Annotated in this window: 7 protein-coding genes; 4 read left to right on the forward strand and 3 right to left on the reverse strand. The window is 63.2% G+C overall.

Going from position 1 to position 7,807, the window contains the following annotated elements:
- From EN935_RS14020 to EN935_RS14040, 4 genes are all read left to right on the forward strand, one after another.
- Window positions 1–1,604: hydantoinase B/oxoprolinase family protein (locus tag EN935_RS14020; RefSeq protein WP_127373384.1), on the forward strand; the 1,604-nt coding region annotated here is incomplete at its 5' end.
- Between the two features lie 124 nt (window positions 1,605–1,728).
- On the forward strand, window positions 1,729–2,502 hold the full coding sequence (locus EN935_RS14025) for an ABC transporter substrate-binding protein (protein WP_109667433.1): 774 nt from the start codon (window positions 1,729–1,731) through the stop codon (window positions 2,500–2,502).
- Between the two features lie 179 nt (window positions 2,503–2,681).
- Complete coding sequence (locus EN935_RS14030; protein ID WP_127263129.1) at window positions 2,682–3,812, forward strand: aminomethyltransferase family protein; 1,131 nt, start codon at window positions 2,682–2,684, stop codon at window positions 3,810–3,812.
- Between the two features lie 269 nt (window positions 3,813–4,081).
- A complete protein-coding gene (locus EN935_RS14040; RefSeq protein ID WP_127263130.1) occupies window positions 4,082–4,666 on the forward strand; it encodes a Fic family protein in 585 nt (194 codons plus the stop codon).
- Window positions 4,667–4,676: 10 nt separating this feature from the next.
- Here EN935_RS14040 and EN935_RS14045 read toward each other — a convergent pair whose 3' ends face one another.
- The 3 genes from EN935_RS14045 to EN935_RS14055 form a co-directional block, all read right to left on the reverse strand.
- Window positions 4,677–5,333 (reverse strand): methionine ABC transporter permease, encoded by a 657-nt coding sequence (locus EN935_RS14045; protein WP_127263131.1) that lies wholly within the window; start codon window positions 5,331–5,333, stop codon window positions 4,677–4,679.
- Window positions 5,314–6,411, reverse strand: coding sequence for a methionine ABC transporter ATP-binding protein (locus EN935_RS14050; protein WP_127263132.1), 1,098 nt, complete (start codon window positions 6,409–6,411; stop codon window positions 5,314–5,316). Before EN935_RS14050 ends, EN935_RS14045 begins: the two co-directional genes overlap by 20 nt.
- 98 nt (window positions 6,412–6,509) lie before the next feature.
- Complete coding sequence (locus EN935_RS14055) at window positions 6,510–7,364, reverse strand: MetQ/NlpA family lipoprotein (RefSeq protein WP_127263133.1); 855 nt, start codon at window positions 7,362–7,364, stop codon at window positions 6,510–6,512.
- Window positions 7,365–7,807: the final 443 nt, after the last annotated feature.

Raw genomic sequence — 7,807 nt, forward strand, 5'->3', positions numbered from 1 at the left:
ATTCCGCCGTCGATGGTTCGCTGATCGCGCAAGGAAGCCAGGGCCTGCCGGTGTTCGTCGGCGTCATGCAGTATTCGACCAGGACGGTGATCGAAATGATCGCCGATGGCCGCTGCTTGGCCCCAGAGCCCGGCGACATCTACATCGTCAACGACCCCTATCTCGGCGGCACCCATCTGATGGATGTGCGCTTCGCCATGCCGGTCTACCGGGACGGCAAGATCTTCTGCTGGCTGTCCAATACCGGCCATTGGCCCGATATTGGCGGCTCGGTGCCGGGCGGGTTTTCAGCCTCGGCGACCGCAGTCGAGCAGGAAGGGCTGCGGCTGCCGCCGGTCAAACTGTTCAAGAAGGGCGTGCTCGATCCGGAGATCTACGCCATCATCTGCTCCAACATCCGCGTTGCCGACCAGCGCATCGGGGATATCCGCGCCCAGGCCGCCGCACTGCTGATCGGCCAGGACAGGCTCAACGGAATCCTGGATCGTTACGGAGATGAAACTGTTGTCGAGGCAATCGCCGAACTGCGCCGCCGCGCCGCCGAACAGATGCGCGCCAACATAGCGGCCATCCCCAACGGCATTTACCGTTCCAAAGCCTTTGTCGATTCCGACGGGGTGGTCAACGAGCCGCTGACCATCGCGCTCGCGGTCGAGAAACAAGGCGATACGCTGACCTTCGATTTCGCCGGTTCATCAAAGCCCTGCGCCGGGCCGATGAACAGCGTGCTGGCGACCACCCTGTCCTCGGTCTATCTCGCCATGCGCCACATCTTCCCCGATGTGCCGATCAGCGCCGGCGCTTTCGAACCCCTGATCGTCAAACAGCCGGAAGGCACGTTCCTCGACGCCAAATATCCGCGCCCGGTCTCGGGTTGCGCGGCGGAAGTGTCGCAGCGCATCGCCGAGGCGGTGTTCGCGGCCATGGTGCAGGCGTTGCCGGAGAAAGTGACGGCGGCTCCCGCCGGCTCCAGCGGCAATTTCGCGCTCGGCGGCAACGACCCGGCGCGCGGCCGCGACTACGTCATGTACCAGATCTCCGGCGGCGGCTATGGCGGCAATTCAGGCCATGACGGCCTGACCAATGGCTGCTCGACCATCGGCATCTCGAAATCGCCGCCGGTCGAGATCATGGAACAGGCATTCCCGGTGCTCTACCGCCACTATGCCTTGCGTGAAGGCTCGGGCGGCGCCGGCAAGCATCGCGGCGGCTTCGGGCTCGCATATGAGGTCGAGATCCTGCGCGGCGACGCCCGTGCCTCCTTCGTCATGGATCACGGCCGTTTCGGCCCGCAAGGTGCACTCGGTGGCAAGGACGGCGCGGTCAATACCGTGATTGTCTTCCGCAACGGTGAGGAGCATGTGCCGCCGCACCTCTCCAAGGAGCAGGACATCGCGCTCAAGGCCGGCGACCGCGTGCGCGTCGGCACGCCGGGCGGCGGCGGCTATGGCGATCCGCGTGAGCGCGACCCGGACTTGGTGCTGCGCGACGTGGCGCTGGGATATTATACGTCAGAGGAAGTCAGCGAAAAATTCGGCGTTGTCCTGTCGGCAGGGGAGTTAGCCATCGATCGGACGGCGACGGACAAGCAGCGCGCCGGCTAACGCACCACCAATCGTGAGGGCTTGGTCCGCTCGCCGCGCCGTGATCGCCGCAGCGCATGTCGTTTCCGTCTCCGCCGGGGGCACGAAAGCCCGTAGACTTCTCCGGTCAACGGAGATCTCGAACATGCGTCTTTTCGGTCGTTTCGTGCTTGCCGCTTCCGTCGCCCTCACGCTGGCCACGGGTGCTTCCGCCCAGGACAAGAAGCTCAGGATCGGCACCGAAGGCGCCTATCCGCCCTTCAACTACGCCAGTGCCGACGGCACGCTGGGCGGCTTCGACATCGACCTCGGCAAGGCGCTGTGTGCGCAGATGAAGGCCGAGTGCGAGTTTAGCGTACAGGATTTCGATGGCTCCATACCGGCGCTGCAGGCCGGCAAGTTCGACGCCATCATCAACATCACCATCACGCCCGAGCGGGCCGAGAAGGTCGAGTTCACCCACAAATACTACCAGACGCCGCCGGCCATCGCGGTGCCGAAAGATTCCACCATCGCAGGCACCTCGCCGGACGATCTGAAAGGCAAGGCGCTCGGCGTTCAGACCGCGACCATCCATCAGAAATTCGCCGAGCAGAAATACGCAGGCTCGACCGTCAAGGCCTATCCGACCGGCGACGATGCCCGCACCGACATGGCCAATGGCCGGCTCGACGCGATGATGGACGGCTCGATCATCCTGACCGAATGGCTGAAGAGGCCCGACGGCGCCTGCTGCAAGCTGCTCGGCACCCTGACGGCCGATCCGGCCATTCACGGCCCCGGCGTCGGCATTGCACTGCAGAAGGGCAACAAGGAGCTGGCCGACAAGCTCAATGCGGCCATCGACGCGCTGCGCGCCAACGGCAAGTACAAGGAAATCAACGATAAATATTTCTCGTTCGACGTCTACGGCAGCTGAGACCGTTTGGAAACTCTACTCTGGCGGCCATCTGAAGGCGGTTTCTGCGCTTCCTCGTTCTACTGCGCCGCAGTAGAACTGGGCTCACGGACCTGAATGTCCGCTGCGCTCCGGTTCTCGAAACCACCATCATATGACTCGCCAGAGCGAATTTCGAAACGGTCTCCGGATCGCAATGAATGATGGAGACTTTCTTGGCTGAGCGGCGTTCCCCTTTCTACAGCAGCATCGTTGCCGTGGGCGCGACCATGGGTCGGGTGGGTGGCGATTTCATCTCCGCGAAGTATTATTCCGGCATCGCCGACGAGCATCTGAACACCCGCCAAAATGTCGGCGTGCAGGATCTCAGTACCATGGGCAAGATGGACATCAAGGGGTCGGACGCCGAGGCGCTGGTCAACCATGTCATCGTCAACGATGCCGCCGCCATGAAGCCCGGACAGGTCCGCTATTCCACGGTCTGCCGTGAGGATGGCGGCATCATGGACGACCTCACCGTGTTCCGCCTGGCGCCGGAGCATTTCATGCTGGTGACAGGCTCGGTCAACCGCCTGAAGATGCTGCCCTGGCTGTTGCATCATGCGCAGGGGCGCAAGGCCTATGTCACCGACATCACCGCGGCCATCGCCTTCCCGACCATCCAGGGTCCGCGCTCGCGCGAACTCCTGAAAGCGTTGGTTGCGGATGCCGATCTGGATGGGCTGAAGCGCTGGTCGTTCACGTCAGGTCATATCAACGGCACGCGTGTGCTGATCTCGCGCACCGGCGTGACCGGCGAACTCGGCTTCGAACTGTTCGTGCCGGCCGACGAGGCGACCTCGGTCTGGGAGGCGCTGATGCGGACCGGCCGGGACTTTGGCCTGAAACCCTATGGCGTGCTGGCAATGTTCACGCTCGGGCTGGAAAAGGCCTATCCGGCGCATGGCATCGACATGGACGAGAGCCGCACGCCGTTCCATGTCGGCCTCGACCGCTGGATCAAGTTCGACAAGGGCGATTTCGTCGGCCGCGAAGCGCTGCTCAGGGTTCGCGATAAGGGCCTCTACGAGCAATGGGTCGGCCTGGTCCTCGACGGCGACAGGCCGGCCGCGACCAATGCCCGGGTTCTGGCCGACGGCGAGGATGCCGGCATCGTCACTTACAGCGACCACGGTTATTCCTTCGGCAAGGTGCTGGCCACGGCGCATCTGCGGCTTCCCTTCACGGCCATCGGCACCGAACTCAGCATCGACATCGACGGCAAGCCGACCCGCGCGGTCGTGGCGCCGATACCGTTCTTCGACCCCGAAGGCGTTAGGTTGCGCGGCTAACTCGGCTTGCCCCGGAAATCATTTTGGTCTCTCCTCCGGGGTTATGATATGGTCTCCAAATGAAGTCTCCTAGCTCAAGAGCCAGCCGTTCAGCCAAGACCGGCCAGTTCGTACTGACCAGCGCGCGCGGTGAGAAAATCAGCGCCGTGGAAGGCATGACGTTGTCGCCTCGCATGGCGAAATTACTCGCCCAAGGCGTACGACACGGATTGTCCGGCGATGAGCGGCGTTCGCTCATCAAGGAAGAAATCCGCAAGAAGAAATAGACGTTGGTCTACGCCGCCGAGTTCGATCCGCTGTGCTACCCCGGTACGACGGTGCTCATTAACCTGCTGGACATCCGCGACCAGGCCGAACTTGATGAAGTCGAGCTCGCGCTGTTCCTGACGCGCGCTGACGAGCCATTGCCGGCAGGCGAACTCGACTATCCTCACTACCTTAGCCTGCCCCGGCACCTGTTCCAGGATGTATATGGCTGGGCCGGTCAGGCGCGCACCATCCGCATCGGCAAGGCCAGCAGTTGGTTTTGCTATCCCGAACACATCGCCAGCGAGATGGCGCGGGTGTTCCGCGAGCTAGGCAACCCCGACCGCTTGGCCGACCTCGACGGCGGCGGCTTTGCCAAGCACGTGGCCCACATCGTCGCGGAGATCAATGCCGTGCATCCGTTTCGCGAAGGCAACGGCCGCACCCAACTCACCTTCCTTGCCATGCTCGCCGAGCACGCAGGCTTCACGTTCAACGCCGACATGCTCGATCGTGATCGTGTGATTCAGGCCATGATCGACAGTTTCGTTGGCTCCGAGGCGCCACTGGAGGCCCTCATCGAAGACATCATTCGCCAGTCTAGTTAGCCGGCTCCGCCTACCCCCGCCGATCCAGCCGCGCAACCAGCCGGTCACCCACCCACTGGATGCCGCAGACCAGGATGATCAGTACGATGACCACAGCGATCATCACGGACGTCTCAAAACGCTGGTAGCCGTAGCGGATGGCGAGGTCGCCGAGGCCACCGGCGCCAATCGCGCCGGCCATGGCCGACGCGCCGATCAGCGTCACCAGTGTCACCGTGAAACCGGCAACGATGCCTGGCAGGGCTTCGGGCACCAGCACCTCGCGGATGATCGTCCAGCGGTTGCCGCCCATGGCGCGCGCCGCCTCGATCAGGCCACGGTCGACCTCGCGCAGCGACACTTCGGCGATGCGCGCATAATAGGGCGTGGCGGCGATCGACAGCGGCACGATCGCCGCCCAGGTGCCGATCGAGGTGCCGACGATCAGCCGGGTCACCGGGATTAGTGCCACCAGAAGGATGATGAAGGGCACCGAGCGGAAACTGTTGATGATGGCGCCGAGCGCCCGGTTCACCCACAGGCTTTCAGCAATGCCGCCGCGTTCGGTGGCAATCAGGGCCAGGCCGAGCGGCAGGCCGAAAACCAGCGAGATAAGGCCGGAGGCGGCCGTCATCAGCACCGTCTCCCAGATCGAACGCAGCAGAAGTTCAAACAGGATGGGCGACATGGCCAAGCACCTCCACCCGCGCCTGGCGGGCCTTCAGGAATGTGATGATGTCAGCGAGATGATTTGCATCGCTGCCGGGAATCGAAAGGAACAGCGTGCCGACCGGCTGATGCTGGATATGGTCGATGCCGCCATGGACGAGGCGGAAGGCGCCTGGAACAGCCGTGGCAAGGTCGGACAGCAAGGGCCCGCTTGCCGCCTCGCCGGCCACGTCGACGCGCAGGATCGTCTCCGCGCCGGCTGCCGGCAGCAGCCGGGCTGCCAGCTCGGCCGGCAGCTGCGGCCGGATGGCGCCGAGCAGGCTTTTTGTGATGTCCGAGCGCGGGTCGGCAAACACCGACCAGACCGGGCCTTCCTCGACGATACGTCCGGCGTCGATCACGGCAACCCGGTCGGCGATCGAGCGGATCACCTCCATCTCATGGGTGATCAGCAGGATGGTCGGCCCAAGCTGCCGGTTGATGTCCTCGAGCAGTGCGAGGATGGAGCGCGTCGTCTCCGGGTCGAGCGCCGAGGTGGCTTCGTCCGACAAAAGCAGTGCCGGGCGCGCGGCAAGCGCCCGGGCGATGCCGACGCGTTGCTTCTGGCCGCCCGACAGCGACGCCGGATAGGCTTTTGCTTTCTCCGACAGGCCGACGAGATCGAGCAGTTCGGCGGCGCGCTTCAGTCGCTCGGCTTTCGGGCGGCCCTCGATCTTCAGCGGCAGCGCCACATTGTCCTCGACGGTCTTGGCCGACAGCAGGTTGAAATGCTGGAAGATCATGCCGATGCGCCGCCGCAGCGGCTGCAGGTCGCGCTCGCCAAGCCGGCTGATCTCGCGGCCTTCGATGAACACCTCGCCGGAGTCAGGCCGTTCCAGCCCGTTCAGGCAGCGGATCAACGTCGACTTGCCGGCGCCGCTGCGGCCGATAATGCCGAGGATCTCGCCCTTGCGCACGGTCAGCGAGATGCCGTCGAGCGCCGCCGTCACACCGAAGCGGCGCTTCAGTTCGACAAGGCGCACGACGTCCTGAGACGTCTCGGTTCGAGCCTGGGTCGGATCGGTGGTGTCTCCGGATGCCGTGATATGCTGGTTCATTCGTGTTCCTGTTCTCGCCATCCGAAAACGCAATCGCGGCCCGCGCCTGAGCGCGGACCGCAGTTGCTCTCGAGCCGGGTTTCCGGCCGAGGATCGGATCAATAGGCGCTGAGGCCGGTGCCCTTGTAGACCTTGTCGAACTCGGCCTTCACCGCCTCATTCTGATAGGACGCGACCAACGTCTTCACCCAGGCCTCGTTCTCGTTGCCGACCTTCACCGCGATGAAGTTGCGGTAGGGATTATCGGCGATCGGCTCCTGCGCGATGCGGTTTTCCGGCGTCAGGCCGCTTTTCAGCGCCCAGTCGGTGTTGACCACGGCGGCGTCGAGATCCTCGACCGAGCGGCCGACAATGCCGGCGTCGAGCTCCTTGATCACCACCTTCTTGGCGTTCTCGGCGATGTCGGCCGTGGTAGCGAGAATGCCGGTGCCGTCCTTCAGCTTGATCACGCCCTCATTCTGCAGCACGCGCAGCGCGCGGCCTTCATTGGAAGGATCGTTCGGCACGCCGATGACAGCGCCCTCGGGCAGGTCGGCAATTTTTGTGTATTTTTTGGAGTAGAGGCCGATCGGCCAGACGCCGGTGTAGCCGACGCGCACGATGTGATAGCCCTGAGTCTTGATCTGGTTGTCGAGATAGGGCTGGTGCTGGAACGCGTTGGCGTCGATCTCGCCGCGCTCCAGCGCCTCGTTGGGCTGGGTGTAGTCGTTGAACACCACGGTCTCGATAGAGAGGCCCTTTTCGGCCGCCTGAGCGACGACGACCCGCCAGACATCCTCGTCCTCGCCACTGATGATACCGACCTTGATCGCCTTCTTGTCCTCAGCGAGCGACGCGCTGGGCGCCATCAGGCTGCCGATCGCGACGGCCGATGCGAACAGCAGAGCCAGGCCGCTGCGCCGGTTGAGAGGTGACCAAAGGGAAGATGGCAAAGTGTTCTTGAAGTCGGACATGCTTGATCTCTGCGGTTGTGAAGTCATGGCAGCCAGGCGGATTGCCTAGCCTTGGTCACATCCTCAGAAATTCTATCGATTATATCAAAGAACGCGTTTCGCCGTTCTCGTCAAAGCCGGGAATATTCTCTCAAAAATTTCGAGAACGGGAGCACAAGACGCCATCGGATCGACCGCAGCGGGCTGCGCTGCGATCCCGCTCGCTTCGGGAGGGACGTCAGATTTGTTGGCATCGAGGTCCGCCGAGCACTCACGGGAAAGGCGCGTTCGGCGGCTCGTTCGCAACTATTGTCTTACTTTAGTTAACGAGTTAATTTAGCAATAAAGTCGATTCTCACATTGAACCTGGCCCGACGATACCGGGGTATCAAGAACAGATTTCGGCAAGCAAGTCAGGCCGAGGTCAAAGCCTGTTTTCGATCGCAAGCCAGCGTTGGAGGACC

It is taken from the genome of Mesorhizobium sp. M7D.F.Ca.US.004.03.1.1 (genome assembly GCF_003998635.1).
Taxonomy (GTDB): domain Bacteria; phylum Pseudomonadota; class Alphaproteobacteria; order Rhizobiales; family Rhizobiaceae; genus Mesorhizobium; species Mesorhizobium loti.

What these genes read in the sequence shown, in the direction of transcription:
- EN935_RS14025 (WP_109667433.1), top strand. Translation starts at nt 1,729, where the DNA reads ATGCGTCTTTTCGGTCGTTTCGTGCTTGCCGCTTCCGTCGCCCTCACG.
- EN935_RS14030 (WP_127263129.1), top strand. Translation starts at nt 2,682, where the DNA reads ATGATGGAGACTTTCTTGGCTGAGCGGCGTTCCCCTTTCTACAGCAGC.
- EN935_RS14045 (WP_127263131.1), bottom strand. Translation starts at nt 5,333, where the DNA reads ATGTCGCCCATCCTGTTTGAACTTCTGCTGCGTTCGATCTGGGAGACG.
- EN935_RS14050 (WP_127263132.1), bottom strand. Translation starts at nt 6,411, where the DNA reads ATGAACCAGCATATCACGGCATCCGGAGACACCACCGATCCGACCCAG.
- EN935_RS14055 (WP_127263133.1), bottom strand. Translation starts at nt 7,364, where the DNA reads ATGTCCGACTTCAAGAACACTTTGCCATCTTCCCTTTGGTCACCTCTC.